This window comes from Pseudoxanthomonas sp. PXM02, assembly GCF_014851805.1.
Lineage (GTDB): Bacteria > Pseudomonadota > Gammaproteobacteria > Xanthomonadales > Xanthomonadaceae > Pseudoxanthomonas_A.
The window spans coordinates 762956-789219 of the sequence record NZ_JACVAK010000002.1 but is presented as its reverse complement, the minus strand read 5'-3'; the positions used below and the strand labels follow the sequence as shown (position 1 = coordinate 789219).

Sequence of the window (26264 nt, the reverse complement as noted above, 5' to 3'; positions counted from 1 at the left end):
CGCGCTGCGGCGCGTTCGTCATTTCCGTCACGCGTTTTTCAGGTAGTGCAGTACAAGGTCGGCCTGTTGGATATGCAGTAGTTCGCCGAGACACGACGACTGAGGAGTTCTGCGATGGAGGCCGATTTCTGGTTGCAACGTTGGCAGGAAGGCCAGATCGGTTTTCACCGTCACGACGTGATGCCTCTGCTGCAGAAGCACTGGCCCTCGCTGCAGTTGCCGGAAGGGTCGCGGGTGCTGGTGCCGCTGTGCGGCAAGTCACTGGACATGCACTGGCTGGCGGCGCAGGGCCATCGCGTGCTGGGCGTGGAGCTGTCACCGCTGGCGGTGATGCAGTTCTTCGAGGAAGCGAAGCTCGAGCCGGTACGGACGACGAGCCGCTACGGCGAGCACTTCAGTGCCGGCACCGTCGAGATCATCCTGGGCGATGCCTTCGGCCTGGATCCGGCCTTGCTGGCGGATGTCGCCGGCGTCTACGATCGCGCTGCATTGATCGCCCTGCCCCCGGACATGCGTCTGCGCTATCGCGACATGGTCTACGCGGCGCTGCCTACCGGCTGCCAGGGACTGCTGATCACGGTGGAATATCCGCAGAGCGAGAAGGCCGGACCGCCGTTCTCGGTGGTGCAGAGCGAAGTGGAAGGGCTGTTCGCCGCGCCGTGGCGCCACACACTACTGGAGCGGCGCGACATCCTCGATCAGGAGCCGCGCTTCCGCGAAGAAGGCCTGAGTGCGCTGGAAACGGCGGTCTACCGTCTCCGTCGTTCGTAGAGCGGAGCTTGCTCCGCTGCCTTTCAGTCATCACCCTCGCGTGGACAGATGGCGGAGCCGAGCATGCTCGGCTCTACGCGGAACGCTTACTCGGCGGCCGGCGCGCCGTCGAGCTTGGATGTCAGGTACAGCTCGATACCGAGGCGCTTGATCAGGCCCAGTTGCTGTTCCAGCCAGTGCGCGTGGTCTTCCTCGGTGTCCTTCAACTGGGTCAGCAGGATCTCGCGGCTGACGTAGTCGCCATGCTGTTCGCATAGCGCCACGCCCTTGGCCAGATGGGCACGCACCGCATACTCGACCTCGAGATCACGCTGGAGCATCTCCTCCACCGTCTTGCCGGCCACGAACGTCTCCGGACGCATGTCCGGATCGCCTTCCAGGAACAGGATGCGGCGCAGCAGCGCGTCGGCGTGCTCGGTCTCTTCCTGCATCTCGTGGTCGATGCGGTGGAACAGGGCCATCAGCCCCTGGTCCTCGTAGCGGCGCGAATGGATGAAGTACTGGTCGCGCGCGGCGAGTTCGCCACGCAGCAGGAACTTGAGGTAGTCGACGACGTCGGGGTGGCCTTTCATGGGGGCGGCTCCTGTAACGAGGCGCACAGGATGCCCCATCCCGCCGGCCGATGACCGAATCGGAATCAGTCTCGTTCGTCGTTGCGGCGCGGCAGTGTCCGCCATGGCTTCCGTGGAATAATCCGGCCATCCCGCCAAGCCTCCTTACCTCAAGGATTCCGCAATGCTGAAGTGGACCCGGCGCATCGCGCTGCTGCTGTTGGCCCTGGTTGTCGTGGCGTTGCTGGTGGCGTGGTGGTCGATGCGGGGCAGCCTGGCCCGGCTCGACGGCGAGCAGCCACTGCCCGGACTGTCCGCGCCCGTCACCGTCGAACGCGATGCGCTGGGCGTGGTGACCATCGAGGCGGCCAGCGAGACCGACGCGGTGCGCGCGCTCGGCTTCGTGCATGCGCAGGAACGCTACTTCGAGATGGACCTGATGCGGCGCAGTTCGGCGGGTGAACTGTCCGAACTGTTCGGCCCTATCGCGGTGGACATGGACCGGTCACGTCGGATGCACCGCATGCGTGCCCGCGCCACGGCGTCCCTGGACGACTTCGCCGGCGGTCGCATGCCGCAGCTCAAGGCGTACGCCAACGGGGTGAACGATGGCCTGGCCGCATTGAAGACGCGCCCTTGGCCTTACCTGCTGCTACGGCAGTCGCCGCGCGCCTGGGAGGTCGCGGACTCTGCGCTGGCCGGCTATGCCATGTACTTCGATCTGCAGGACGCGGACAACATGCGCGAGCTTGGCCTGTGGAAGATCCGCCGCCAGGTGCCGTCTGCGCTGTACGACCTGCTCGCCCATGACGGCACGGAATGGGACGCCCCGCTGCAGGGCGAGCCGCGCGGCAACGCCGCGCTGCCGACCGTGGACCAGGTCGACCTGCGCACGTTGCCGATGCCCGCGACCGGTACGCACCAGCGCCTCGCCGACAAGGGCACCCCGGGCAGCAACAACTGGGCGGTGGCCGGTGCACTGACGGCCGACGGCCGCGCCATCGTCGCCGACGACATGCACCTGGGCCTGCGCGCGCCGAACATCTGGTTCCGTGTGCGCCTGCGCTATCCCGACCCGCGCGCACCGGGCGGCAAGGTCGATGTCTCCGGTTTCAGCCTGCCGGGCCTGCCGGCGATCATCGTGGGCAGCAATGGCCATGTGGCGTGGGGCTTCACCAACAGCTACGCGGACACGGCGGACTGGTACCCGGTGAAGCCCTGCGGCAAGGACGATGCGGCGGGCACCTGCGACGCCGTCGAACACCACGCCGAGACGATCCGCGTGGCAGGCGCAGACCCGGTGACGCTGGACGTTCCGGAAACCCGCTACGGTCCCGTCATCCATCCGGCCCAGGGCAAGCAACCGGCACTCGCACTGCGCTGGGTCGCCCACCAGCCGGGCGCACTGAACTTCGGCCTGTCGGACTTCGCCACGGCCGGCGACCTCTCTGCCGCGCTGTCCGTCGCGCAACGCACGGCAACACCGGCGCAGAACCTGGTGATCGCCGACCACAATGGCCGCATCGCCTGGCGCATCCTCGGCCCGCTGCCGTCGCGCGCGGCGTCGTGTCCGCACACGCTGGAGCTGGCGCCGGCCGCACCGGCGGACGATGTCGCGCCCCAGCTGCCCGACACCTGCCGGCCCTGGGTCATCTCCAGCCAGTTGTCGCCGGTGCTGACATCGCAGACCAGCCATCGCCTGTGGACGGCGAACTCGCGCGTCCTGGACGGCGCCGCGCTCGCCCGCGTCGGCGACGGCGGTTATGCGCTGGGCGCACGCGCTAAGCAGATCCGCGACAGCCTGCAGGCGAAGGAACAATTCACCGAGAAAGACCTGCTCGCGATCCAGCTCGACGACCGCGCCCTGTTCCTGCAGCGCTGGTGGCAACTGCTGCAGGACGAAGCGAAGCGACTGCCGGCGGACTCGTCAGTGAAGGCGCTCGCGGATGCCGGCAAGACCTGGGAAGGCGTCGCCAGCGTCGATTCGGTCAGCTATCGCCTCGTGCGCGCCTGGCGCCTGGCCGTGCATGCGCGCATCGCCGACGGCCTGACGGCGCCTGCGCAGGCGGCACTCGGCGACGACTTCATCATGCCCGACCTGCCGCAACTGGAAGGCGCGGTGTGGCCCTTGCTGGAGCAGCGCCCCGCGCACCTGCTGTCGCGCCGCTACAAGACCTGGGATGCGCTGTTGGAAGATGCAGCGAAGGAAGTCCGCGACGATCTCGCCGGCCAGGGACCGCTGGCAGAGCGTCGCTGGGGCGAACGCAATACCGCGAAGATCTGCCACCCGCTGGCCAATGCCCTGCCCGCCTTCCTCAAACCGAAGCTGTGCATGCCGGGCGAAGCGCTTCCCGGCGACGGCGCCATGCCGCGCGTGCAGGGGCCGGCGTTCGGCGCTTCGGAACGCATGGTGGTGTCACCGGGTCATGAAGCCGACGGCATCATCCACATGCCGGGCGGCCAGAGCGGCCACCCGATGTCGCCGTTCTGGGGCGCCGGCCACGACGACTGGGTGCACGGCCGGCCGACGCCGTTCCTGCCCGGCGCCGCGACCCATACGCTGACCCTGCGCCCGACGAACGCTCAGCCGAGGTAATGCGAAGGAACCGGCAGCCCCTGCTGCCGGAAGAAGCTGAGCTGGTCGAAGTAGCCGCGCTGGAACACGATCCGCCCGTCGCGCACATGGAAGAACCCGCAGCCGCGTAGGCCGAGCGGATCCCGCCACTCGAGGATGGCCCACTCGCCATCCTCGAGCAGGTTTTCCACCTCGCACACCATCGTGGCGCGACCGAACTCGGTACGGAACATCGCCGCGATCGCCTCGCGGCCGTGCAGCGGATCAGTCACCACCTGGTGATTCACCGCGTCTTCCGCATACAGCGCCGCCAGGCCGTCGATATCCGCCGCGTTGAAGTGGCGGACCCACTCCCGCACGAGCTCGGACGGCGTCATGTCGACACGGACGCGTGCGCGGCCGCGTGCACGCCTGCGACGGCGCGGCCCGAGGGATCGGCCATCTTCGCGAAGCTCGCATCCCACGCGATGGCGGCCGGCGACGAACACGCGATCGACTTGCCACCCGGCACCGTCTCCGCGCAAGCCTGGCCGGGATAGTGCTGCTCGAACAGCGTGCGGTAGTAGTACGCCTCCTTGGTCTGCGGCGGATTGACCGGGAAGCGCTTGTCCGCGGCGGCCAGCTCACGGTCGCTGACCTGCGCTTCGGCATGCGCCTTCAGGCCGTCGATCCAGCCGTAGCCGACGCCGTCGCTGAACTGCTCCTTCTGCCGCCACAGGATCGATTCCGGCAGATAGCCGTCGAACGCCTCACGCAGCACGCCCTTCTCCATCCGCTGCGCACCCGCACTCGTCTTGTCGATCATCTTGTGGGCCGCATCCATCTTCATTGCGACCTCCAGGAACTCGACATCGAGGAACGGCACGCGCGGCTCCACGCCCCAGGCCATCATCGACTTGTTCGCGCGCAGGCAGTCGTAGTTGTGCAGGGCGTCGAGCTTGCGCACCAGCTCTTCGTGGAACTCGCGCGCGTTCGGCGCCTTGTGGAAGTACAGGTAGCCGCCGAAGATCTCGTCGCTGCCCTCGCCCGACAGCACCATCTTCACGCCCATCGCCTTGATACGCCGCGCCAGCAGGTACATCGGCGTGGACGCGCGGATGGTGGTTACGTCGTAGGTCTCGATGTGGCGGATGACCTCGGGAATCGCATCCAGGCCTTCCTGGAAGGTGTAGGTGAACCCGTGATGCACCGTGCCCAGCGCTTTCGCCGCGACCTCGGCGGCCGCCAGATCAGGCGATCCCTCAAGGCCGATGGCGAAGGAATGCAGGCGCGGCCACCAGGCTTCGGTCTTGTCGTTGTCCTCGATGCGATGGCGCGCATAGCGCGCGGCGACGGCAGCGACCAGCGACGAATCCAGACCGCCAGACAGCAGCACGCCGTACGGCACGTCGGTCATCAACTGGCGATGCACGGCCTGTTCGAACGCCTCGCGCAGTTCCTCCTTCTGCACCTGCACGCCTTCGACCGCGGCGTAGTCGCGCCAGGCGGTGTCGTAGTACTTCACCAGCGCGCGCGTGGCGGTGTCGTAGTAGTGGCCGGGCGGGAACTGCGCCACGTCCGCGCAGATCGGCGACAGCGCCTTCATCTCCGAGGCGACGCACAGGCGGCCTTCGCGGTCGTGACCCCAGTACAGCGGACACACGCCGATCGGATCGCGCGCGATCAACGCGCGCCCTTTCGCCCTGTCCCACAACGCAAACGCGAAGATGCCGTTAAGGCGGTTGAGGAACGACGCCGGCTCGTCTTCGCGGTACAGCGCGTTGATCACTTCGCAATCCGAGCCGGTCTGGAACGCGTAGTCCTGCGCCAGTTCCGCCTTCAGTTCGCGATGGTTGTAGATCTCGCCATTGACGGCCAGCACCAGCTCGCCATCGGCCGAGCGCAGCGGCTGGGAGCCGCCGGCAGGATCGACGATGGCCAGCCGCTCATGCACCAGGATGGCGCCATCGTCGTGATACACGCCGCTCCAGTCCGGACCGCGATGGCGCTGCTTCTGCGAAAGCTCGAGCGACTGCCGTCGCAGGGCCTGGACGTCGTCGCCGGGCTGCAGCCCGAAGATGCCGAAAATCGAACACATGGAAGGAAGCTCCTGGTGGGGTTCGGAAACAGGGGCCGGAAACGAAAAAACCCGCATCTCGCGATGCGGGTTTCTGGAATCCGGCAGGTCTTTCTTTGCCTAGTCGCAGAGCCGCATCGCCCGCGTCCCGTTATTCGGGCGCAGGTTATTGCGGTTGTTATTGATGGCGGTGCGGCAGGGCATGGAGCGACCGTAACCGCTCCCGCGGGGGCTTGGCAACTGTTTCATCCGAAAGCGAAGCAATCCCGAGCGTCCCGCCTCAGGCAGGGCGGGCCGGCAACATCAGCCGCTCGATCAGCTTCTGGTACAAGCCCGGCAGTGCTTCGAGGTCGGTCACGCGGATGTTTTCGTCGACCTTGTGGATGCTGGCATTGACCGGCCCCACTTCGATGCACTCCGCGCCCAGCGGCGCGATGAAGCGCGCATCCGACGTACCGCCGGCCGTGCTCTCTTCCGGCGGCGCGCCGGCGAACTCGCCCAGCACCGCGCGCGCGGTCGCCCGCAGGTGGCCTTCAGGCGTGTAGAACGGTTCGCCGCCGCGCAGCCACGTGATGCTGTAGTCCAGCCCGTGCCTGCGGAAGATGGCTTCGATCTCCTGCTCCAGCCTTTCCGCCGCCCAGCTGGGGTTGAAGCGCAGGTTGAACACCACCTGCAATTCGCCCGGGATGACGTTGCTGGCACCGGTGCCGGCATGGATGTTGGAAATCTGGAGACTCGTCGGCGGGAAGGTCTCGTAGCCGTCATCCCACTGGCGCGATGCGAGTTCGTCCAGCGCCGGCAGCGCCTTGTGGATCGGGTTCAGCGCCTTGTGCGGATACGCCACGTGACCCTGCACGCCGTGTACGTTCAAGGTGCCGGTCAGCGTGCCGCGACGCCCAACGCGTAGCAGATCGCCGAGCACCTCCTTCGACGACGGCTCTCCGGTGACGCACCAGTCGATCTTCTGACCGCGCTCGCGGAACAGTGCGGCGACCTTTTTGACGCCGTCGTGCGCGTCGCCCTCCTCGTCCGAGGTCACCAGCAACGCGACCGTACCCGGATGATCGGGATGGGCATCGACGAAGCGCTCCAGCGCGATCGTGCACGCCGCCACGCTGCACTTCATGTCGGCGGTGCCGCGTCCGTACAGCACGCCGTCGCGCACGGTGGGGACGAAGGGATCGCTCGTCCAGGCGGACAGCGGTCCAGGCGGCACCACGTCCGTATGACCGAGCAGCACCAGCACGGGCGAACCACTGCCATGCGTCGCCCACAGGTTGTCGGTCTCGCCGAAACGCAGGCGCTCGCAGTGGAAACCCCACTGCTCCAGCCGCGTCGCCAGCACTTGCTGGCAACCGGCGTCATCGGGCGTCACCGAGTGGCGACGGATCAGTTCGCTGGAGAGTTCGACGACATCGCTCACGGACCGGCTCCGAACTGCTTCTTGAAGCCATTGTCGCTGAAGCCCTGTGAAAAGCCCGCCACGCCACCGATCACCACGGGGCGACGGATGAGCTGCGGATACTCCTTCAGCAGCAGCTTCCACTCCGCGTCGGAGCCGGGCGTCTTGCGGTTCTCGGGCAACTGGCGCCAGGTCGTCGACGACTTGTTGATCAGCGCATCCCAGCCGCCAGCCTTGTCTGCCCATTCCTTCAGCGTTTCGGGCGACTGCCGGTTGTCTCGGTAGTCGACGAACGTGTAAGCGACGCCGAAGCGGTCCAGCCACTTCGTCGCCTTCTTGCAGGTGTCGCAGTTCTTGAGTCCGTAGAGCGTGGTCGTCATCAATCAGTCCGCCAGACCGCGCAGGAGTTCGTTGACGCTGGTCTTGCTGCGGGTCTTCTCGTCGACCTGCTTGACGATCACCGCGCAGTACAGCGAGTGCGAACCGTCGGCGGCCGGCAACGAACCCGACACGACCACGCTGCCCGGCGGCACGTAGCCGTAGGTGATTTCCTTGGTCATGCGGTTGTAGATGCGCGTGGACTGGCCGATGAACACGCCCATGCCGATCACGCTGTGGTGGCCGACGACGACACCCTCGACGACTTCCGAACGCGCACCGATGAAGCAATGGTCCTCGATGATGGTCGGGCTGGCCTGCAGCGGCTCCAGCACGCCACCGATGCCGGCACCGCCGGACAGATGGCAGTGCTTGCCGATCTGCGCGCACGAGCCGACGGTCGCCCACGTGTCGACCATCGTGCCTTCGCCGACGTAGGCGCCGATGTTGACGAAGCTCGGCATCAGCACCACGTCCTTGCCGAAGTACGTGCCGCGACGCGCGATGGCGCCTGGCACCACGCGCACCCCGAGCTTGCGGAAGTCGTTTTCGTCGAACGCACCAAAGCGCGCTTCCACCTTGTCCCAGAACGGCGCGGGATAGGCCTCGACCAGTTCCATTTCGTTGACGCGGAAGTACAGCAGCACGGCTTTCTTCAGCCACTCGTTGACCTTCCAGCCGCCCTTGCCGTCGGGCTCGGCCACGCGCAGTTTGCCCGCTTCCAGGCCCTCGATGGCCAGTTCGACGGCGGCGCGGGTGGAGCCTTCGATTTCGTGCGGCGTCAGTTCGGCGCGACGCTCGAACGCGCTTTCGATGGTGGACTTCAGTTCTTCGGTCTTGCTGGCTTTGCGGGTCATCAAACGGTCTGCCGGATACGTGTCAGGGGGGAGTCTCGAGGCCGGCGCGCAGCGCATCGCGCAGCGCGTCCTGCTGGGGAAGGTCGATGAGCGGCTGGTCGTGCTCGTCGGTGATCTGGAACACGTCCTCCGCACGCTCGCCGAAGGTCGCGATGCGCGCGTCGTGCACGCGCAGCCCTTGCCGGCGCAGCACCTGGGCCACGTCCGACAGCAGGCCGGGGCGGTCGGGCGCGACCAGGCCGAGGATGGTGCGCCGCCCGTCGGGCGTGGTACCGAACTCGATGCGTGGCGCGAAGCGGAAATGCCGCAGTTGGCGCGGCACGGCGCGACGCGATGTGCGGACGCTGTCCAGCGGGCGGGCCAGCGCGTCGCCGAGCGTGCGCTCGATGTCGGCGGGATCGCGCGGTGCGTACGCGTCGGCCGGCAGTACTTCGAAGGCATCGAAGACCGCACCCTGCGGCCCCACCAGTACGCGCGCCTGGTGGATGGCGAAACCCATGCGGTCGAGCGTGGCCAGGATGGCGGCGAACAGGCCATCGCGGTCGGGCGAGTGCACGAATACTTCCATCGCGTCCGCGTCATCGGCGATGCGACGCGCGCGTACCCGCGTCTCGCCTGGCGTGGCGCCACGGATGGCATGCACCTGCCACGCGAGCTGCTCGGGACGGAAACGCAGGAAACTCTCTTCCGGCATCGCCTCGAACACGGCATCCGCCTGTGCCGCCGACATGCCCTGCACTTCCAGCAGCGCGCGCACACTGCCGCGCGCTTCGTACAGGCGCTCGTGCGCCGCCACCGGATTCTCCAGGCCTTCGCGCAGCACGCGACGCGCGGCGAAGTACAGGTCGGCGAGCAGCCGGTCCTTCCATGCATTCCACAGTTTGGGACTGGTGCCGGCAATGTCCGCGCAGGTCAGCAGGTACAGGTAGTCCAGGCGCTCGCGCTCCTCGACCAGCGCGGCGAAGGCATGGATGACGTCCGGATCGGAGATGTCCTGCTTCTGTGCCGTCACCGACATGCGCAGGTGCTGCTCCACCAGCCAGGCCACCAGCGCGGTGTCGCCGGCGCTGAGCGCATGGGCCGCACAGAACTCGCGGGCATCCACCGCGCCCAGTTCCGAATGGTCGCCACCGCGCCCCTTGGCGATGTCGTGGAACAGGCCAGCCAGCAGCAGCAGTTCCGGCTTGCGCAGGCGCGGCCAGACTTCGTGGGCGATGGAGAAGCGCTCGTCGGCGCGGCCGGCGGCGAACGCCGCGATGTTCCGCAGCACCATCAGCGTGTGCTGGTCGACGGTGTAGACATGGAACAGGTCGAACTGCATGCGCCCGGATACCCGCGCGAATGCCGGAATCCATTGGCCCAGCACGCCCAGGCGCGCCATGCGGGTCAGGGTTTCGACCGCACGCGGTCCGCGCAGCAGGGCCATGAACGCATCCCGCTGCGCGCGGGTCGCGGCCGGATACGCGGACAGCTTCGGCAGCGATTCCGCCAGTGCACGCGCAGTGCGGGAATGCAGGCCGCGCACCTGCGGATGGGCGGCCCAGATCGCGAACAGCGCGAACACCTGTCCGACATCGTTCGCCGGCCACGCGCTGTCGCGCGCGGCCAGGTAGCCGCGACGGAGGGCGAAGTGTTCGTCCAGGGGTTCGGGCAGCGCCTCGCCGTCGAACTGTTCTTCGAAACGCTGCAGCAGGCGATCGCTGATGCGCCGCACGATCGCGGCACTGCGATAGAAGCCCTGCATCATCTTCTCGACACCAAGATTCTCGGCGTCGTCGGCGAAGCCGAGCCGCTGCGCCAGCGTCTTCTGGTAGTCGAACCGCAGGCGTTCTTCCGGTCGTCCCGCGACCCGGTGCAGACCGTAGCGCAGGCGACCCAACGCACGGCGCTCGCGCGCCAGCGCGGCGGCCTCGTCCGGCCCCAGATGGCCCAGCCCGACCAGCGGCTCCAGATCGCGCACGCCGAACGTGCGCAAGGCCATCCAGCCGAGCGTGTGCAGGTCACGTAGACCGCCCGGCCCTTCCTTGATGTTGGGTTCCAGGTTGTCCGAGGTGTCGCCGAACCGCGCGTGGCGGATGCGCAGTTCCTCGCGCTTGGCGACGAAGAAGTCCCGTGGCGGCCAGACCCTGGCCGGGCCGATCGCATCGATCAGCAGGCCTTCGTCGACCGGCTCGCCGACGATCAGCCGCTCTTCGATCAGTGCGGTCAGCACGCTCTGTTCGGCGGCGGCCGCCGCCGTGCATTCGCCGGCCGAACGCACGCTGTGGCTGATCGGCAGGCCGGCGTCCCACAGCAGCGCGAACAGGCGCGCCACGGCGCCGTGATAGGCCTGCTGCACGTCGGAGGCAGCCAGCACCAGCACGTCGACATCGGAATGGGGAAACAGTTCGCCGCGACCGTAGCCGCCTACCGCGAACAGTGCCATCGGCGCATCCGCAGGGATGCAGCGTTGCCACGCGTCCTTCAGCAGATGGTCGACCGCCCGCGCGCGCAGCGCGAGGATGCGGTCCATACCGTCGTCCTGGTCGAAGCGCTTGTCCAGCCGGGCATCGGTGTGGGCCAGCGAGGTACGGGCCGCCGCTGACCAGGCCGCATCATCGGCGACGTCCGGGCCGATGTCCGGAAGCCGCGTCACCTGTCCGTTCGCGGCTGCGGGCGTGCTCACAGGTCGTTGTCGTCGCCCGGCACGCGGGTCAGGATCTCGACGCCGTCCTCGGTCACCGCCACGGTGTGTTCCCACTGCGCGGACAGCTTGCGGTCCTTGGTCACTACGGTCCAGCCATCCGGCAGGACCTTGGTGTGGCGCGCGCCCTCGTTGATCATCGGCTCGATGGTGAAGGTCATGCCGGGCTTCAGCACCACGCCCTCGCCGGGGCGCCCGTAATGCAGCACCTGCGGTTCGTCGTGGTAGACCTTGCCGATGCCGTGACCGCAGTACTCGCGCACCACAGTGAAGCGTTCGCCTTCGGCGTACTGCTGGATCGCATGGCCCACGTCACCCAGCGTTGCACCCGGCTTGACCGCGCGGATGCCGCGGAACATGGCTTCACGGGTCGTGTCGACCAGCCGCTTGGCCATGACCGACGGCGTGCCGACGATGTACATGCGACTGGTGTCGCCGTGCCAGCCGTCCTTGATGACGGTGACGTCGATGTTGAGGATGTCGCCATCCTTCAGCACCTTCCCCTCGCTGGGGATGCCGTGGCAGATGACGTTGTTGACCGAGGTGCAGACCGTCGCCGGGAAGCCCTTGTAGCCCACGTTCGCCGGGATCGCCTTTTGCACGTTGACGATGTGATCGTGGCAGATGCGGTCCAGTTCGGCGGTGGTCACGCCCGGCTTCACGTGTGGGGCGACCACCTGCAGCACCTCGGCGGCGAGCCGGCCGGCGATGCGCATCTGGGCGAGGTCTTCGGGGGTCTTGAGCTGGATGGCCATTGGCCGATTATCCCCCATTTGGCGCCTGGGCTGAACGGCCTGCTCCCGGGCGGCCTCGCCTCCGCCCCTGGCCGGGTTTGCGGCCATGGGGGCAACACCGCTATACTCCCGCGGCTTCGCGCCCGGGTCAGCCCGGCCGGACCGCCCACGTCGGGCGACACCGACGAATCCACACCTGCTGCCCCAACCCGTGCCGGGGTGCCCTTCGCTGAAGGGTTCGGTCACGGAAGCCGCAGGGAGGCCCAACCCCGGAACCCCCGCCTTCACCGGCGCCGTCCTCCATTGAACCGGACGGTGGGTTCCCCATCGATGGAGTTACTGCAATGCCCCAAGTCACCATGCGCCAGATGCTGGAAGCCGGCGTCCATTTCGGCCACCAGACCCGCTACTGGAACCCCAAGATGGCGCCGTACATCTTCGGTGCCCGCGGCAAGATCCACATCATCAACCTCGAGAAGACCGTTCCGCTGTTCAACGACGCGATGAATTTCATCTCGGGCGTCGCCCAGAAGCGCGGCACCATCCTGTTCCTGGGCACCAAGCGCAGCGCGCGCGAGGCCGTGAAGGAAGAAGCCGAGCGTTGCGGCATGCCGTTCATGACCCAGCGCTGGCTGGGCGGCACGCTGACCAACTTCGCCACCGTGAAGAAGTCGGTCGCCCGCCTGAAGGAACTGGAAGCCGCCGAAACCGACGGCACGTTCGAGAAGCTGGTCAAGCACGAAGTGCTGGGCCTGCGTCGCGAGCGCGAGAAGCTGCTGGCCTCGCTGGGCGGCATCAAGGAAATGAACCGTCTGCCCGACGCCCTGTTCGTCATCGACATCGGCCATGAAGACATCGCCATCAAGGAAGCCAAGAAGCTCGGCATCCCGGTGATCGCGGTCGTCGACTCGAACTACGACCCGGCCCTGGTCGACTACGCCATCCCCGGCAATGACGACGCCATCCGCGCCGTGCAGCTGTACGCCCGTGCCGCCGCCGACGCCGTGCTGGAAGGCAAGGCTGCGTCGCCGAACGCCGCCACCGTGCGCGAGGAAGAGTTCGCCGAAGGTGGCGACGACAAGGGTGCCCGTCGCGCCCCGGCCAAGAAGGCCGCCGGCAAGAAGTCCGACGAAGCCGCTGCCGAGTAATCCGGCTGCAATGCCGCCGCGCCATGCTGCGCGGCGGCTTCCTTCCCCGCCGCGTGACTGCGTCGCCGGCCGGGAGACGACAGGACGGAACCCGTTCCGTCCACCGAATTCGCTAACCGAGGTAATCCCGTGGAAATCACCGCTTCCCTGGTCAAGGAACTGCGCGAGCGCACCGGCGCCGGCATGATGGAGTGCAAGAAGGCGCTCACCGAAAACAACGCCGACATCGACGCGGCGGCCGAATGGCTGCGCAAGTCGGGTCTGGCCAAGGCCGACAAGAAGGCCGATCGCGTCACCGCCGAAGGCCGCGTGGCCGTGGCCCAGGACGGCGGCAAGGCCGTGCTGGTCGAGATCAACTCCGAGACCGACTTCGTCGCCAAGGACGCCAACTTCATCGCCTTCACTGACGCCATCGCGCAGGCCGCGCTGACCTCGGGTGCCGCTGACGTCGAAGCCCTCAAGAGCGCCAAGCTGGCCTCGGGCGAGACCGTCGAGGAAGCCCGCGCCGCTGCCATCGCCAAGCTGGGCGAGAACATGCAGATCCGTCGCCTGGTCGCCATCGACAGCGCCAACAACGTGGCCGCCTACGTCCACGGCGGCAAGATCGGCGTGCTGGTCGAGGTCAAGGGCGGCGACGCCGAACTGGCCCGCGGCCTGGCAATGCACATCGCCGCGATGAACCCGCCGCACAACAAGGCGGCCGACGTGCCGGCCGAGTTCGTGGCGAAGGAAAAGGAAATCGAACTGGCGAAGATGTCCGACAAGGACAAGTCCAAGCCGGCCGACATCCTGGAGAAGATCATCTCCGGCAAGATCAACAAGATCGTCAACGAAGTGACCCTGTACGGCCAGCCGTACGTGCTGGACAGCGACAAGTCGGTCGAGCAGGTCGTGAAGGCCGCCGGCGCCGACGTGATCGGCTTCCAGCGTCTGGTGGTCGGCGAAGGCATCGAGAAGGTGGTGGAAGACTACGCCGCCGAAGTGATGAAGCAGGCGGGCCTGGCGTAAGCCGACGTCCATCGCTTCACCGGAAAAGCCGCGGGAAACCGCGGCTTTTTTTGTTGCCTGCAGCGAAGACCTGCAAACGCGCGACCACTCGTCGTACACCACTAAAGTTTGTCGCTGCTTTGCCGAAATTGTGTACAAAGGTGACATTCCGTCACGCTTTGCTGGCATGCTGCCTGCAACTTTCCTTTCAACGTAGTGCGCACCCGGATGCGTCCCGAACTCGAATCCCAGCTGTCGAACTGCCGCAACCTGCCCAGCCCGCCGGGCGTGGCGTTGCGCATCATCGAACTGGCGCAGGATCCCGAGGTGGTGATGGCGACGGCAGCCGATGCGATCGGCCTGGACGCCGCGTTGAGCGCGCGCATGCTGCGCATCGCCAATTCCCCGCTCTACGCCAGCCGTCGCCGGGTGGAGAACCTGTCGCAGGCGCTGACCGTACTGGGACTCAACGCGACGCTGACGCTGGCACTGGGCTTTTCGCTGGCGCGCTGCGGCAGCGGCACCCATCCGGTCGCGCAGGAGCGCGTCTGGCGGCGCAGCGTGATTGCCGCACTGGCGTGCCGCCTGCTGGGCCAGCACGCCGGCCTGCGCAAGGCCGAAGAGCTGATGCTGGCCGGCCTGCTGCAGGACATCGGTGTACTTGCCCTGCTGGAAGTCCTGGGCGACGAGTACGCGCAACTGGTCGAACGCTCCGAGGACAACGCGGCGCTGCTGGCGGCCGAACGCGAGTGGCTGGGCTGCGACCACGCCGTCGTCGGTGGCTGGCTGGCGCGGCAATGGAACCTGCCGGCGCTGCTGCGTGAAGCGATCATGGAGAGCGAAACGCCCGCCTCCGACACCACCTTCAATGCCTGCGTCGCAGTGTCCGGCCATGTCGCCGACATCTGGATTGCCGGCATGGACGAAGCCCGCACCGAGGAAGCCCACCGGCACGCCGCGTTGCAGGCCGCGACGCGGCTCGGGCTGGACTATGCCGCCTTCCTCGCGCTGACCGAGGACATGATTGCCGCCCTGCCCGAAGTCTGCGCGATGTTCGACGTGCCGCCTGCACCGCCGGCGCGTATCCAGGCGTTGCTGGAACAGGCGCGCGAACTGCTGGTGGTGCGCAACCTGCGCGAGATCCAGGAAGCCGCGCGTGCGCGCAAGGAAGCCGACGAGCATGAGGACCGGGCGCGACGCCTGGCCGAGGAAGTCCGCCGCGATCCGCTGACCGGCGCCTACAACCGCAGCCAGCTGGAAGAAGTGCTGGAGAAGGAGTTCGATGCCGCCACGCGCCACGGCTGGCCGCTGTCGATCGCCTTCATCGACCTGGACGACTTCAAGCAGGTCAACGACCGCTGGGGCCACCTGGTCGGCGACGAAGTGCTGCGCAATTTCGCCAAGTCGCTGATGCGGCACGTGCGCAGCAGCGACATCGTCGCCCGCTACGGCGGCGAAGAGTTCCTGGTCGTCCTGCCCGGCATCAACGAAGAGGCCGCCGCCCATGTGGTACGGCGCATCCTGTCGGAAGTCGCCGGCGCCGCCATGGCCCACGTCAACGGCCAGCCGCTACACATCACCTTCTCGGCAGGACTCGCCACACAGGGTGCGCTGGAGCAGTTCCGCCACGTCGACGACCTGTTGCGGGCCGCCGACGAGGCGCTGTACGGCGCGAAACGCGAGGGGCGCAACCGCGTCTCGGTGGGCGCCAGCGCCTGAGTCCCCGGCGGCAGCCTGCGGTTATTGCCGCGGCTGCAGCGCCACTTCTTCGTAGGGCTGCACGACCACCCAGCCCTCGCCCGCGAACCGCAGCTGGATACTTTCGCCCGACCCGCGACCCAGCAGCGTGCCGAACGAGATGTCGGTGATGATTTCCGGCGTCAGGCCACCTGACCACGCCACCGTGGCGTTGGGGTCGGTGAACACCGGACCGGTCTGCGCGTTGACCGGCAGCGTCAGCGGCTCGTAGTGCGAGGTGATCGCCACGATGCCGTGGCCGCTCAGGCGTACGTTGAACAGCCCGCCCGACAGCATGCCGGCCACCTTGCGCATCATCGTGATGCGGCTTTCGATGCCCGACTCGACCGCCAGCACGTCGTTGCCGTTGACGAAGATGGCCTCGCCCGCCAATCGAAGCAGGGTGATGCGCTTGCCGGCATCCGCCAGGTAGACGCGCCCCTCCCCCTCGATCTTCATCAGCTGCATGCCTTCGCCGCTGACCGCCTTCTTCAGCAGGTTGCCCAAGCCCTGCTCCAGGACGCCCTGGCGGGTGAACTTCACCGCCCCCTTGCGCGCGACCATCGCGCCGGCCTTGGCCCAGACCAGCCCGTTCAGCCGTACCTCCAGCAGGTGCGGGCTCTCCAGTTCGAAGGCCTCTGGGCTGGCGTCCTTTTCGCGGGACGAAGCGATGAATTCCTGCAGGGTGCGCACGGCCATGGTCGTTCCTTGATGACAGTGAAAAGAGGACGCCATCATAGCCACCCCGCCCTCCAGGTAGCGCCCATGACCCGCATCGTTCCCGTACCGCACACACCGGATGAAGCCAGTCGCGCGCCAATCGCCCCCGAACGCCTGGTGGCAGGCCAGCCGCAGCAGGCCGTCGGCAACGCCTACTCGTCGCAGGACGAACGGTTCCACTGCGGTGTGTGGGAAGGCGAGGTGGGTGCCTGGCGCGTGCAGTACTCCGAGCATGAGTTCTGCCACCTGCTCAGCGGGCGCGTCCGCCTGCGCAGCGACGACGGTGAAGAGGTGGTGACGCTGGAGGCGGGCCAGAGTTTCGTGGTGCCGGCGGGCTTCACCGGTATCTGGGAAGTGCTGGAAACCGCGCGCAAGCTCTACGCGATCTATGAACCCGGCGACTGAGGGCCGGGCACTCGGCTAGAATTACAACGTTTGCCCCCACGCCGAGAATCCCATGCCCGCTCCCCTCGTTTATCGCCGCATCCTGCTCAAACTGTCCGGTGAGGCGCTGATGGGGGCCGAGGACTACGGCATCGATCCGGCCGTCATCACCCGCATCGCCCGCGAGATCATCGAAGCGCGCGATGCCGGCGCCGAAGTGGGCCTGGTGATCGGCGGCGGCAACATCTTCCGCGGCGCCGGCTTGGCCGCCGGCGGCATGGACCGCGTCACCGGCGACCAGATGGGCATGCTGGCCACGGTCATCAACGCACTGGCCATGCAGGATGCGCTGGAAAAGCTGGGCGCCAAGTGCCGCGTGATGAGCGCCATCAAGATCAACGACGTGTGCGAGGACTACATCCGCCGCCGCGCCATCCGCCACCTGGAAAAGGGCCGCATCGCGATCTTCGCCGCGGGCACCGGCAACCCGTTCTTCACAACCGACTCCGGCGCGGCACTGCGCGCGATCGAGATCGGCGCCGACCTGCTGCTGAAGGCCACCAAGGTGGACGGCGTCTACGACAAGGACCCGAGCAAGCACACCGACGCCGTCCGCTACGACCAGCTGACCTACGACGACGTGATCGCCCGCGACCTGCAGGTGATGGACACCGCCGCGTTCGCCCTGTGCCGCGACAGCGACGTGCCGCTGCGCATCTACGATCTGTCGGTCCCCGGCAACCTGATGCGGATCCTGCGCGGCGAACACATCGGCACGCTGGTGAAGGGCCGCAACTGAGGCCTCCGGGCGCCCGATCAGGCGCCTCGCTGTAATAGTGTCCGGCCGCGCCAGGCCGGCACCCTAGTTCCCCATGGGACACGGACACCACCACGGCCATGGCGCGCACGCCCATCCACAGGCATCGGCCACGCGGACCTTCGCCTGGGTCACGCTGATCAACCTGGCCTACACCGTCCTCGAAGCCGGTTACGGCTTCCACACCAATTCGCTGGCGTTGCTGTCCGACGCCCTGCACAACCTTGGTGACGTCCTCGGCCTCGCGCTGGCCTGGGGCGCCGCCGCCCTCGCCGGCCGCCGGCCGAGCGGCCGACACACCTACGGCTGGCGGCGCGCGACCCTGCTGTCGCCGCTGGCCAATGCCGTGCTGCTGGTGGTGTTTTCCGGCGCACTGGGCTGGGAGGCGGTCCGGCGCTTCAGCGCACCGCCCGAGATTCCCGCCACGCCGGTCATCGTGATCGCTTCGCTGGGCATCCTGGTCAACCTGGGCGCCGCCTGGCTGGTGAAGGACGGTCATGCGCACGACCTGAACAAGCGCGGTGCCTTCCTGCATCTGATGGCCGATGCCGCGGTGTCGCTCGCCGCGGTGATGGCAGGTGTGGGCATGGCGACGCTGGGCTGGGCCTGGCTGGATCCGGCCACGGCGCTGCTGATCGCACTGGTGGTCGCGATCGGTTCGTGGGGGCTGCTGCGCGATAGTTTCGACGCCGCCATGGATGCGGTGCCGGGCAGCGTGGACCCGGACGAAGTCCGCACCTTCCTGTTGGAACAGGCCGGCGTGTCGGCCGTGCATCACCTGCACATCTGGTCGCTGGGCGCCAACGAGATCGCCCTGACCGCGCATCTGGTACGCGCACGCGAGGACGACCATGACGCCTTCATCGACGCCACCGTGCACGCGCTGGACGACCGTTTCGGCATCAATCACGCCACGCTGCAGATCGAACGGGGCGCCGGCTGTGGTCACGACCTGCACGATGCGGCGCCGCATCATTCGCACTGAACGGCCCGCCGGCGGTCGGCAACGGCCCCGAATCGCCCTATAATCGGTCGTTTACAGGCTTTGCAACGGAAAGGGCGATGCTCAACGACATCAAGAAAGACGCGCAGGCGCGCATGACCAAGAGCATCGAGGCGCTCCGCCACACGCTGGTGAAGGTCCGCACCGGTCGTGCGTCCACCGCCCTGGTGGAGCACCTGAAGGTCAATTACTACGGCTCGGACATGCCGCTGAGCCAGGTCGCCACGGTGACCATCTCCGACTCCCGCTCGCTGACCATCACCCCGTGGGAAAAACAGATGGTCGGTGCGGTCGAAAAGGCCATCCTGGCGTCCGACCTGGGCCTGACCCCAAACACCGCCGGCACCACCATCCGCTTGAACCTGCCCGCCCTCACCGAGGAGCGCCGCAAGGAGCTGTCCAAGGTCGTCCACAGTGAGGGTGAAGACGCCAAGGTCGCGATCCGCAACATCCGCCGCGACGCCAACCAGCAGGTCAAGGACCTGCTGAAGGACAAGCAGATCACCGAAGACGAAGAGCGCCGGACCGAAGACGAGATCCAGAAGCTCACCGACAAGTCCATCAAGGACGTCGATGACGTCGTCAAGGCCAAGGAACAGGAACTGATGGCGGTCTGAGGACTGCCATGTCCCCTGCCGTTCCCGCGTCCGTACCCCGCCACCTGGCCGTCATCATGGACGGCAACGGGCGCTGGGCGGAGCGCCGCCGCCGCCCGCGCGTCATCGGCCATCGCGCCGGCGCGCGAGCGGTCAACGTCTGCATCGACTTCTGCCTGGAGCGCGGCATCGGCGCGCTGACCCTGTTCGCGTTCTCCAGCGAAAACTGGGGCAGGCCCGAAGAGGAAGTCGGCGCACTGATGAAGCTGTTCCTCAACGCGCTGGACCGCGAGGTCGACGAACTGCACCGGCGCGAAGTGCGCGTGCGCTTCATCGGTGACCGCGCCCGCTTCTCGCCCGATATCCGTGCCCGCATGGATGCCGCCGAAGCCTTGACCCGCGGCAACGCACGCCTGCACCTGGTTATCGCCGCCAGTTACGGCGGTCGCCAGGACATCGCGCAGGCAGCCCGTGCGCTGGCCGCCGACGTCGCGGCCGGCCGGCTGCGGCCGGAAGACATCGACGAAGCCGCGCTGGGCGCCCACATCGCACTGGCCGACCTGCCACCGCCGGACCTCTTCATCCGCACCGGTGGCGACCACCGCATCAGCAATTTCCTGCTGTGGCAGCTGGCGTATACCGAACTTTGGTTCACCGATGTGCTGTGGCCCGACCTGGATGCCGCGCTGCTGCAGCGCGCACTGGACGACTTCGCACAGCGCGAGCGCCGCTTCGGCCTGACCAGTGCCCAGGTCGCCGGCAGCGCCACCGAGGACTCCCCTGCATGAGTGCGACCCGTACCCGTGTCATCGCCGCGCTGGTGATGGCGCCATTCGCCATCGGCGCGATCCTGCTGCTGCCCACGTCCTGGCTGGCCATGCTGGCCGCGCTGGTGTTCCTGGTGGGCCTGTGGGAGTGGTTCAAGCTCGCCGAGATCGACGACACCCTGCAACGCACCGTGCTGCTGACCGCCAATCTGCTGGTAATGGTCGCGCTGGTCTGGGCGTCACGGGGCTCCGGCGACGCCACGGATCTGGTGCCACTGCGCCTGATGGCCCTGGTCGGCGTCGTCTGGTGGCTGCTTGCGCTGCTGTGGCTGCGCTTCTTCAGCTTCGCCTCCGATCACGAAACCTGGGCCCGCGTATTCAAGCTGGCCGCCGGCACACTGGCCGTGGTGCCTGCGTGGTGTGCGCTGGGCCTGATCCACTCATCGCAGCCAAACGGGCACATCTGGCTGTTCGTGGCGCTGGCCATCGTGTGGGCGGCCGACAGTGGCGCCTACTTCGCCGGGCGCCACTTCGGTGGCCGCTGGTTCAACGGCCGCAAGCTGGCGCCGCGGATCAGCCCCAACAAGACACTGGAAGGTCTGGTGGGCGGACTGGCCGCGGGCATGCTGGTCGCGGCAGTCGGCGCATTGATTGCCGGCGCAGGCGTCAGCCAGCTCGCCGGCGTCCTGGTCGTAGCGGTGTTCACCGTGCTGTTCTCGGTGGTCGGCGATCTGTTCGAAAGCCTGCTCAAGCGGCACGTCGGCGCGAAGGACTCGGGTGATCTGATCCCGGGCCATGGCGGCGTGCTGGACCGTATCGATGGCGTGCTGGCCGCCCTGCCCATCTTCGTGCTGGGCAAGGAAGTCTTCGGATTCTGAGCATGGCCATGCAGGCTCCCCGCAACGTGGCGATCCTGGGCGCGACGGGCTCGATTGGCGCGTCCGCGCTGGACGTCATCGCGCGCCACCCGGAACGCTACCGCGCCAGCGTACTCGCGGCCGGATGCAACGTGGACGCGCTGCTCGCGCTGTGCATCGTGCACCGGCCCGACCATGCCGTGATCGCCGACGAAACCCTGCATGCGCGCCTGCGCGATGGTCTGTCCGAAGCCGGTCTGTCCACGGAAGCGCATGCGGGCATGCGTGCCCTGGATGCCCTGGTCGCCGACGCAGGCTGCGACACCGTGGTCGCCGCGATCGTCGGCGCTGCCGGCCTGTCGTCCACCTTGGCCGCCGCCCGCGCAGGCAAGCGCCTGCTGCTGGCCAACAAGGAATCGCTGGTGCTCGCCGGCGAACTGGTCACCGCCGCGGCGGACGCCGCGGGCGCCGAGATCATCCCGATCGACAGCGAGCACAACGCCATCTTCCAATGCCTGCGTTCACGACAGGCTCAGCGCGACGTCAGCCGCATCGTGCTGACCGCGTCGGGTGGGCCGTTCCGCGGGCGCAGCCGCGCCGAACTGGCACGGGTCACGCGCGAGCAGGCCGTGGCCCATCCGAAATGGTCGATGGGTCCCAAGATCTCCGTGGACTCGGCCACACTGATGAACAAGGGCCTCGAACTGATCGAAGCCCACCACCTGTTCGGTGTCGGACGCGAGCGTCTGGACGTGCTGGTGCACCCGCAAAGCCTGGTGCACTCGCTGGTGGAATTCGTCGACGGCTCCACGCTCGCGCAGCTCGGGCTGCCCGACATGCGCACCTCGCTGGCGGTGGGCCTCGGATGGCCCGATCGCATCGACTCGGGCGTGGGCGGACTGGACCTGCTGAAGCACCCGCGGCTCGATTTCGAGGCGCCGGACACCGATGCCTTCCCGTGCCTGCGCCTGGCCTGGGAGGCCATGGCGGCGGGCGGCACCGCGCCTGCGGTGCTGAACGCTGCGAACGAAGTCGCAGTTTCAGCCTTTCTTCAGGGCCGGATCGGTTTCCTATCCATCCCCGCGCTGGTCGAGGACGCCCTCGCTGCGCTGCCTGCGGCGCCGGCGGATTCGCTGGAGGTCCTGCTGGCGGCCGATGCACAGGCGCGCCACCTGACCGAACGCAACCTCGCAGGCCACCTCTCCCCATGAGCGCCGACATCCGATGAGTGAAGTGCTGGGCTCAATCTGGTGGATGATCGTGGCGCTGGGCGTGCTGGTCACGTTCCACGAGTTCGGCCACTACTGGGTGGCGCGCCGCTGCGGCGTGAAGGTGCTGCGTTTCTCCGTGGGCTTCGGCAAGCCGCTGTGGTCGCGCCGCGATCGCCATGGCACCGAGTTCGCGGTCGCCGCGATCCCGCTGGGCGGATACGTCAAGATGCTGGACGAAGCCGAGGGCGATGTCCCGGCGGCCCAGCTCGACCAGGCCTTCAACCGCAAGTCCGTCTGGCAGCGCATCGCCGTGGTCGCCGCCGGGCCGGTGGCGAACATCCTGCTGTGCGTGATCCTGCTATGGGCGATGTTCGTACTCGGCAAGCAGGATTACTCCGCCACGCTGGGCAGCGTCTCGGGCATTGCCGCCGACGCCGGCTTCGAGCGGGGCGATCGTATCGTCCGGGCCGGCGACCGCACGATCGACACCTGGACCGACGCGTCCATCGTGCTGACCAAGGCGGCCATCGATGGCGACGACCTTCCCCTCGAGGTCGAAACGGCCTCCGGCTCGATCGTGACGCGCACCCTCCCGCTCTCCCGGCTGCCTGCCGGTTTCGACCAGGAAAACGCCGTCGGCCTGAGCGGCCTGACCTGGCAGCACGCAGTCCAGCCGGCCATCATCGGCAAGGTCACGCCGAACTCGGCCGCCGATGGCGTGCTGAAGGTGGACGACGTGGTGACCGCGATCGATGGCCAGCCCGTGTACGGCTTCAGCGATGTCGCCCGCCAGGTCGACGCCCTGGGCAAGCGTGGCGGCGCCGCCATGGTCGAAGTGGACCGCGCCGGTGAACGGCTGGCCTTCGAAATGGAGCCGCGCTGGACCAAGCACCCCGACGCCGGCAAGGGACACTACTGGGCGCTGGGCCTGGCACCCCCCGAAAAGATGCAGATGCCCGCCTACGACGCCCGACTTCACTTCGGTCCGCTGGCGGCGGTCCCGGCGGCGCTGCGCGAGACCGGCAAGTTGACCTCAGACTCGCTGGGCATGATCCGCCGCATGCTGACCGGCGATGCCTCGCTGAAGAACGTGTCCGGGCCGATCACCATCGCCCAGGTCGCCAATGTCTCGGCCCAGCGTGGGCCGGATTGGTTCCTCTGGTTCCTGGCAGCGATGTCCCTGAGCCTGGCCATCATCAACCTGCTGCCGATCCCCGTCTTGGACGGCGGGCACCTGCTGTATTACCTTATTGAATTGGTCAAGGGCAGCCCCTTGAGCGAGCGCCACATGGTGGCCGGACAATACGTGGGCCTGGCGGCACTGGCAGGCCTGATGGGATTGGCGTTCTACAACGACATCCTGCGTCTGATGACGCGTCTGGTGACCTGATGCCCCTGAACTTCCATGGGCCGGCCCGCTCCAAGGTCGCCGCCCCTCTCCTGGCGACACCCCGGACTGCTGCCCCGCAGTCCACTCCTGCACCGCAGGAACCACCCCAACCGGATGTGATGATGACGCGACTGCCTTCCCGCCGCCTGCTTGCCCTCGCCCTGGCTTCGGCCATCGCCATGCCGGCACTGGCCCAGACGACGGAACCCGCTGCCGCGCCCGTGGCCTCCGCGCCGCTGAGCAACGCTTCGTTCACCGCGGCCGACATCCGCATCGATGGCCTGCAGCGCATCTCGACGGGTACCGTACTGACCTACCTGCCGATCGAGCGCGGCGACCTGGTCACGTCGACCAGCATCAGCGAGTCGATCCGCGCGCTGTACAAGACCGGCTTCTTCGAGGACGTGAAGCTCGACCGCCAGGGCGACATCCTGGTTGTGACGGTCACCGAGCGTCCGGCCATCAATAAGCTGACGCTGACCGGCAACAAGGACATCAAGACCGAAGACCTGACCTCCGGCCTCAAGGACATCGGCCTGGCCGAAGGCGAAACCTTCGACCGGCTGAGCCTCGACCGCGTGACGCAGGAGCTGGTGCGCCAGTACAACAACCGCGGCAAATACAACGTCGAGATCACGCCGACCGTCAGTCCGCTGGACCGCAATCGCGTGGACGTCACCATTGCGGTCAAGGAAGGCAAGGCCGCCAAGATCAAGCACGTCAACGTCGTCGGTGCCGACAAGTTCGAGACGGAAGACCTGCTGGAGAACTGGGAATCCAAGGAGACCAGCTGGCTGTCGTGGTATCGCCGCGACGACCAGTACTCGAAGGAGAAGCTGTCCGGCGACATGGAGCGCCTGAACTCCTGGTACCTGGACCGCGGTTACGTCGACTTCGCCATCGACTCCACCCAGGTGTCGATCAGCCCCGACAAGCGCGACATGTTCATCACCGCCGGCATCACCGAAGGCGAGCAGTACAAGATCTCCGACGTCAAGGTTACCGGCGACACGGTGCTGCCGAAGGAAGAGATCGAGAAGCTGGTGATCGTGAAGCCCGAGCAGACATTCTCCCGCATCCTGCTGGAGATGACGGCGGACTCCATCACCGCCACGCTGGGCAACATCGGCCACGCGTTCGCGCAGGTGAATCCGATCCCGACCGTTGACCGCGAGAACCGTACCGTCGCGATCAACCTGCAGGTGGTACCGGGCCCGCGCGTCAACGTGCGCCGCATCGTCTTCAAGGGCAATTCGCGCACGTCCGACGAAGTGATGCGTCGCGAAATGCGTCAATTCGAAGGCAGCTGGTTCTCGCAGGTGGCCGTGGACCGCTCGCGCGTGCGCCTGCGCCGCCTGGGCTATTTCGAAACGGTCGACGTCGAGACCACGCCGGTCCCGGGAACGAACGACCAGGTCGACGTGGTCTTCAATGTCAAGGAAACCACGTCAGGCAGCTTCGTGTTCGGCCTGGGTTATTCGCAGCTGTCCGGCCTGACCACGTCCATCCAGCTGTCCCAGAACAACTTCCTGGGCGGCGGCAACCGCGTGGCTGTCGAGGCGCAGCGCAGCGATTACCTGCAGCGGTACTCGTTCTCGTACACCAACCCGTTCTTCACCGACGAAGGCATGTCACTGGGCTACAACCTGTGGTGGCGCGAGTTCGACTATTCGGACTTCAACACCGCCCAGTACTCGACCACCAGCGCCGCCGCGCAGGGCATCCTTGGCTTGCCGATCACCGAGAACGACACCGTCTCGCTGCTGTTCGGCATCGACAGCAATGAGATCCTGACCTTCGGCGGCTCGACCCCGCGCTCGATCATCAACTACATCGACGCCGTGGGCCAGCGCACGTTCCATGCGTGGCGTACCGAACTGGGCTGGGCGCGCGATACGCGCAACGACTACTTCATGCCCACGGGCGGCACTTACCAGCGCGTGTCGGCAGAAATCGCACTACCCGGCTCGACCGTCCAGTACTACAAGCTCAATTACGAGTTCTCCAAGTATTGGTCGCTCAGCCCATCGTTCGTACTGAATACCCGTGCGGAGATCGGCTACGGCGACAGCTATGGCGACGACACCTACCGCTACCTGTGCCGCGTGAGCGGCTCCGATCCGCAGATCCCGGGCCAAACCAACGCCACCACTACCACCCCGTCGGCAGATGGCACCTGCGCGGATGGCGGCGAGTTGGTGACCACCCTGGTCGCCACGGGCCTGCCGTTCTTCGAGAACTTCTACGCCGGCGGTACGCGTTCGGTCCGCGGCTTCCGCGACAACACGCTGGGTCCGCGCTCGGAAGTCATCTCGGGTTACCGTGGGCAGCCGCTGGGCGGTTCGCTGAAGACCACCGGTTCGGTCGAGCTGATCTTCCCGAAGCTGTTCGACTCCAACGCGGCGCGCGTCTCTGCGTTCTTCGACTTCGGCAACGTGTTCGATGGCGTCGACAACTTCGATGCCGGCGAGCTTCGCGCCTCCACCGGTGTGGCCCTGCTGTGGCGCGCCCCGGTCGGACCGATCTCGATCAGTTACGCCTTCCCGCTCAAAAAGGAAGACGGCGACGAACTCGAGCGCCTGCAGTTCACCTTCGGTGGCGCGTTCTGACCGCGCCGGCAAGCGACGCAAGGGTCACGAA

Annotated in this window: 23 protein-coding genes; 14 read left to right on the top strand and 9 right to left on the bottom strand. The window is 67.2% G+C overall.

Translation table 11 applies throughout. From position 1 onward, the window contains the following. Positions 1–114 precede the first annotated feature (114 nt). Entirely contained in the window at positions 115–771 is a 657-nt protein-coding gene (locus tag IB225_RS12415) for a thiopurine S-methyltransferase (protein WP_192311533.1), read from the top strand. An 86-nt stretch (positions 772–857) separates the two neighbouring features. On the opposite strand, the gene bfr is transcribed toward IB225_RS12415, so the two are convergent. Beyond that, positions 858–1343 (bottom strand): bacterioferritin, encoded by a 486-nt coding sequence (gene bfr, locus IB225_RS12410; protein WP_192311532.1) that lies wholly within the window; start codon positions 1341–1343, stop codon positions 858–860. Between the two features lie 163 nt (positions 1344–1506). Between bfr and IB225_RS12405 the strand changes: the two genes are divergently transcribed. After that, positions 1507–3918, top strand: coding sequence for a penicillin acylase family protein (locus IB225_RS12405; RefSeq protein WP_192311531.1), 2412 nt, complete (start codon positions 1507–1509; stop codon positions 3916–3918). On the opposite strand, the gene IB225_RS12400 is transcribed toward IB225_RS12405, so the two are convergent. The 7 genes from IB225_RS12400 to map all read right to left on the bottom strand — a co-directional run bounded on the left by IB225_RS12400 (position 3906) and on the right by map (position 12028). Next, positions 3906–4274: a nuclear transport factor 2 family protein gene (locus IB225_RS12400; RefSeq protein WP_192311530.1), complete on the bottom strand. Its 369-nt coding sequence runs from the start codon at positions 4272–4274 to the stop codon at positions 3906–3908. The two genes, IB225_RS12405 and IB225_RS12400, sit on opposite strands and share 13 nt — an antisense overlap. Continuing rightward, a complete protein-coding gene (gene asnB / locus IB225_RS12395) occupies positions 4271–5974 on the bottom strand; it encodes an asparagine synthase B (protein ID WP_192311529.1) in 1704 nt (567 codons plus the stop codon). The genes IB225_RS12400 and asnB overlap by 4 nt, the downstream gene beginning before the upstream one ends. A gap of 259 nt (positions 5975–6233) precedes the next feature. After that, on the bottom strand, positions 6234–7376 hold the full coding sequence (gene dapE, locus IB225_RS12390; RefSeq protein ID WP_192311528.1) for a succinyl-diaminopimelate desuccinylase: 1143 nt from the start codon (positions 7374–7376) through the stop codon (positions 6234–6236). Further along, complete coding sequence (locus IB225_RS12385) at positions 7373–7735, bottom strand: Spx/MgsR family RNA polymerase-binding regulatory protein (RefSeq protein ID WP_192311527.1); 363 nt, start codon at positions 7733–7735, stop codon at positions 7373–7375. The genes dapE and IB225_RS12385 overlap by 4 nt, the downstream gene beginning before the upstream one ends. A gap of 3 nt (positions 7736–7738) precedes the next feature. Then, positions 7739–8725, bottom strand: a complete 987-nt coding sequence (dapD, locus tag IB225_RS12380; protein ID WP_345776615.1) for a 2,3,4,5-tetrahydropyridine-2,6-dicarboxylate N-succinyltransferase — start codon at positions 8723–8725, stop codon at positions 7739–7741. After that, entirely contained in the window at positions 8613–11225 is a 2613-nt protein-coding gene (glnD, locus tag IB225_RS12375; RefSeq protein WP_345776621.1) for a [protein-PII] uridylyltransferase, read from the bottom strand. The genes dapD and glnD overlap by 113 nt, the downstream gene beginning before the upstream one ends. A gap of 26 nt (positions 11226–11251) precedes the next feature. Then, complete coding sequence (map, locus tag IB225_RS12370) at positions 11252–12028, bottom strand: type I methionyl aminopeptidase (protein WP_192311525.1); 777 nt, start codon at positions 12026–12028, stop codon at positions 11252–11254. A 323-nt stretch (positions 12029–12351) separates the two neighbouring features. Between map and rpsB the strand changes: the two genes are divergently transcribed. The 3 genes from rpsB (at position 12352) to IB225_RS12355 (ending at position 15861) form a co-directional block, all read left to right on the top strand. After that, positions 12352–13155 carry a 30S ribosomal protein S2 gene (gene rpsB / locus IB225_RS12365; RefSeq protein WP_192269570.1) on the top strand — a complete coding sequence of 268 codons (804 nt, stop codon included), beginning with the start codon at positions 12352–12354 and terminating at the stop codon, positions 13153–13155. 129 nt (positions 13156–13284) lie between these two features. Then, positions 13285–14163 (top strand): translation elongation factor Ts, encoded by an 879-nt coding sequence (tsf, locus tag IB225_RS12360; protein ID WP_192311524.1) that lies wholly within the window; start codon positions 13285–13287, stop codon positions 14161–14163. A gap of 207 nt (positions 14164–14370) precedes the next feature. Then, positions 14371–15861, top strand: coding sequence for a GGDEF domain-containing protein (locus tag IB225_RS12355; RefSeq protein WP_192311523.1), 1491 nt, complete (start codon positions 14371–14373; stop codon positions 15859–15861). Positions 15862–15882: 21 nt separating this feature from the next. On the opposite strand, the gene IB225_RS12350 is transcribed toward IB225_RS12355, so the two are convergent. Then, positions 15883–16578: an AIM24 family protein gene (locus tag IB225_RS12350; protein WP_192311522.1), complete on the bottom strand. Its 696-nt coding sequence runs from the start codon at positions 16576–16578 to the stop codon at positions 15883–15885. Between the two features lie 66 nt (positions 16579–16644). On the opposite strand from IB225_RS12350, the gene IB225_RS12345 reads away from it, so the two are divergent. The 9 genes from IB225_RS12345 (at position 16645) to bamA (ending at position 26233) form a co-directional block, all read left to right on the top strand. Continuing rightward, positions 16645–17004, top strand: coding sequence for a cupin domain-containing protein (locus IB225_RS12345; protein ID WP_192311521.1), 360 nt, complete (start codon positions 16645–16647; stop codon positions 17002–17004). A 52-nt stretch (positions 17005–17056) separates the two neighbouring features. Beyond that, positions 17057–17782 carry a UMP kinase gene (gene pyrH / locus IB225_RS12340; RefSeq protein ID WP_192311520.1) on the top strand — a complete coding sequence of 242 codons (726 nt, stop codon included), beginning with the start codon at positions 17057–17059 and terminating at the stop codon, positions 17780–17782. A 73-nt stretch (positions 17783–17855) separates the two neighbouring features. Then, on the top strand, positions 17856–18785 hold the full coding sequence (locus IB225_RS12335) for a cation diffusion facilitator family transporter (RefSeq protein ID WP_192311519.1): 930 nt from the start codon (positions 17856–17858) through the stop codon (positions 18783–18785). A 77-nt stretch (positions 18786–18862) separates the two neighbouring features. Beyond that, positions 18863–19420 (top strand): ribosome recycling factor, encoded by a 558-nt coding sequence (frr, locus tag IB225_RS12330; protein ID WP_192311518.1) that lies wholly within the window; start codon positions 18863–18865, stop codon positions 19418–19420. Between the two features lie 8 nt (positions 19421–19428). Then, the gene (gene uppS, locus IB225_RS12325) at positions 19429–20187 is read left to right on the top strand and encodes a polyprenyl diphosphate synthase (RefSeq protein ID WP_192311517.1); all 759 of its coding nucleotides are present in this window, start codon (positions 19429–19431) and stop codon (positions 20185–20187) included. Further along, positions 20184–21044: a phosphatidate cytidylyltransferase gene (locus tag IB225_RS12320; protein ID WP_192311516.1), complete on the top strand. Its 861-nt coding sequence runs from the start codon at positions 20184–20186 to the stop codon at positions 21042–21044. The genes uppS and IB225_RS12320 overlap by 4 nt, the downstream gene beginning before the upstream one ends. A 2-nt stretch (positions 21045–21046) precedes the next feature. Beyond that, positions 21047–22234: a 1-deoxy-D-xylulose-5-phosphate reductoisomerase gene (locus tag IB225_RS12315; RefSeq protein WP_192311515.1), complete on the top strand. Its 1188-nt coding sequence runs from the start codon at positions 21047–21049 to the stop codon at positions 22232–22234. A gap of 13 nt (positions 22235–22247) precedes the next feature. Continuing rightward, entirely contained in the window at positions 22248–23624 is a 1377-nt protein-coding gene (gene rseP / locus IB225_RS12310) for an RIP metalloprotease RseP (RefSeq protein ID WP_192311514.1), read from the top strand. 122 nt (positions 23625–23746) lie between these two features. Continuing rightward, a complete protein-coding gene (bamA, locus tag IB225_RS12305; protein WP_192311513.1) occupies positions 23747–26233 on the top strand; it encodes an outer membrane protein assembly factor BamA in 2487 nt (828 codons plus the stop codon). Positions 26234–26264: the final 31 nt, after the last annotated feature.